A 1,633-nucleotide genomic window follows, 5' to 3' on the forward strand; every position below is an offset into this window, starting at 1 on the left:
CACCGCCATCACCGCCAGCGCCTGCCCGTCGTCGAGGTCCAGCAGCAGCCACGGGTCCGCGCCGCCGAAGCGCACCGCCACGATCGACGCCCACGGCACCGAGGTGGTGAACACCACGTTGCGCACCACCAGCGCGTCCGGCCCCGGCAGCGCGCGGATGCCGACCAGGCGCAGCAGCACCGCGGCCAGCAGGGCGCCGAACCCGGTGCACAGCACGGTGTCCAGCACGGTCCAGCCGGGGTAGTCCGTCAGGAGCACCGCCACCCCGACGACGGCGAACACGACGAACAGCGCCGCCGCCAGCGGGTAGCCCACCGCCCGGGCCCGGCGCGGGCGGAACGGCTCGCCCAGCTGCGCGATGGCCTCCGCCCGGCTCAGGCCGCCGCCACCCGCCCCGCCCACCGCCCCGTCCACCGCTGCGCTCACAGCCGGCAGGCGTGGATGCTGGTGACGAGGATGGCGCGCGCACCCAGGTCGTAGAGCTCGTCCATCACCTGGTTCGTCGAGCCGGCGCGCACCATGGCCCGCACCGCCACCCAGTCCGGGTCGGCCAGCGGCGAGACGGTGGGCGACTCCAGGCCGGGCGTGACGGCGCAGGCCCGCTCCACGAGGCTACGGGGGCAGTCGTAGTCGACGATGACGTACTCCCGGGCCACCAGGACGCCCTGCAACCGGCGCACGAGGACGTCGACGGCCGCGGACGGCTCCGCGCCGGCGGGGCGCACCAGCACCGCCTCCGACGTCATGACGGGCTCGCCGAAGACCTCCAGCCCCGCCGCGCGCAGCGTGCTGCCGGTCTCCACCACGTCGGCGATGACGTCGGCGATGCCGAGGGCCACGGCGGTCTCCACCGCCCCGTCCAGGTGCACGACGTCGGCGGAGACGCCGTGCTCGGCCAGGTGCTTGCCCACCAGGCCGGAGTAGCTGGTGGCGATGCGCCGGCCCTGCAGGTCGGCGACGCCGGTGGCGGTGCCGGGGCGGCTGGCGAAGCGGAACGTGGAGCGGGCGAAGCCCAGCGGCAGGACCTCCACCGCCGGTGCGCGGGAGTCCAGCAGCAGGTCGCGGCCGGTGACGCCGACGTCGAGGGTGCCCGAGCCCACGTACAGGGCGATGTCGCGCGGGCGCAGGAAGACGAACTGCGCGTTGTTGGCGGGGTCGTCGAGGATGAGCTCCCTGCCCTCGCGGCGCTGGCGGTAGCCGGCCTCGCGGAGCATGGCGCTGGCGGCCTCCGACAGCGAGCCCTTGTTGGGGACGGCGATGCGCAGCACGGGACGCTCTCCTGGGGTCGTCGGCGAGTTCTCCGCGGGTGCGCCCGCGGCGGCGGGGACGGCGCTCACAGGTGGGCGTAGACGTCGTCGAGGGTCAGGCCGCGCGCGAGCATGAGCACCTGCAGGTGGTAGAGGAGCTGGGAGATCTCCTCCGCGGTGCGCTCGGGGCCCTCGTGCTCGGCGGCCATCCACACCTCGGCGGCCTCCTCGACGACCTTCTTGCCGATGGCGTGGACGCCGGCGTCGAGCTGGACGACGGTGCCGGAGCCGGCGGGGCGGGTGCGGGCCTTGTCGCTGAGCTCGGCGAACAGGTCGTCGAAGGACTTCACGGAGGGCGAGTCTAGGCGAGCAGCCCGCGCAGCCCG

General features: G+C 75.0%; 3 protein-coding genes. All 3 read right to left on the bottom strand.

Translation table 11 applies throughout. The features are described 5' to 3' along the window. Positions 1-426, bottom strand: a 426-nt coding sequence (locus ABEB16_RS20935; protein WP_345714115.1) for a PH domain-containing protein, incomplete at its 3' end; no start/stop codon positions are given. Continuing rightward, entirely contained in the window at positions 423-1,268 is an 846-nt protein-coding gene (hisG, locus tag ABEB16_RS20940; protein WP_345714116.1) for an ATP phosphoribosyltransferase, read from the bottom strand. The genes hisG and ABEB16_RS20935, both read right to left, overlap by 4 nt. A 65-nt stretch (positions 1,269-1,333) precedes the next feature. Continuing rightward, on the bottom strand, positions 1,334-1,597 hold the full coding sequence (locus ABEB16_RS20945; RefSeq protein ID WP_345714117.1) for a phosphoribosyl-ATP diphosphatase: 264 nt from the start codon (positions 1,595-1,597) through the stop codon (positions 1,334-1,336). Positions 1,598-1,633: the final 36 nt, after the last annotated feature.

The sequence above is a fragment of the Kineococcus glutinatus genome, from assembly GCF_039542765.1.
Lineage (GTDB): Bacteria > Actinomycetota > Actinomycetes > Actinomycetales > Kineococcaceae > Kineococcus_A > Kineococcus_A glutinatus.